Here is a 707-nt window from a genome sequence, read left to right as displayed (position 1 = left end):
TCTTAGTGAATAAATCGCTTAAAAATTTAATGTACAGTTACTTATAGCCTTTTGGATAACGACTTAAAACCTAAGTGAATAATTTTTATGAATTAAAGCGCTTTATACCATCGACTAGCTTTAGGACATTGAAGTTTATTAGTAAACCAGTACTTATTTCTGCAAGTTTCATATAAGTTATCAATTGTGCAGAGTGAATTGGAAGAAGCTTATCAACCGCCTTTAGTTCAATTATTAATTTATTAGGCAATAAAATATCTAACCGGTAACCTGTGTTTATATATTGATCTTTATAATATATCGGCAACTCAACTTGGTTTTTAGAAGATAAGCCAATTTTATTTAATTCATATATTAAGCAGGCTTCGTAGCTTGATTCTAATAACCCAGGGCCTAAATTCCTGTGTACTTCTATAGCGCAACCTATCACTTTTTTTGTTAAGGTATCAGTATCCATAGGTATCCTTGTTGCTTAAACTATAGCCATTTAACTAAGAAATGGTATTACAATAAGAATAAATTGTAGTACAAATAAAATAGGAAAATTGAAGACTTGTAGGTTATATGGAGTAATTTATTAAGTTGTCACTCGTTAGTTGGTCTATTTACTAATAAAATAAATCAAAGACCTATTTGCACAAAGAGAAGCGAAAGAGGAGTAAATGAGAAGACAAAATGCCGTTCAGAATACAGTTTCGTGTGTATTT

Annotated in this window: 1 protein-coding gene; it reads right to left on the bottom strand. The window is 30.1% G+C overall.

The genetic code is table 11. The features are described from left to right. Positions 1-85 precede the first annotated feature (85 nt). Entirely contained in the window at positions 86-457 is a 372-nt protein-coding gene (locus P20652_RS00155) for a GxxExxY protein (protein WP_008173095.1), read from the bottom strand. Between the last annotated feature and the right edge of the window lie 250 nt (positions 458-707).

Origin of the sequence: Pseudoalteromonas sp. BSi20652, assembly GCF_000239855.1 — a bacterium.
Taxonomy (GTDB): domain Bacteria; phylum Pseudomonadota; class Gammaproteobacteria; order Enterobacterales; family Alteromonadaceae; genus Pseudoalteromonas.
The sequence above is the reverse complement of the archived record's forward strand: the minus strand, read 5'-3'. Positions and strand labels throughout refer to the sequence as shown.

Coding starts and splice junctions, on each gene's coding strand:
- P20652_RS00155 (WP_008173095.1), bottom strand. CDS start 457: ATGGATACTGATACCTTAACAAAAAAAGTGATAGGTTGCGCTATAGAA.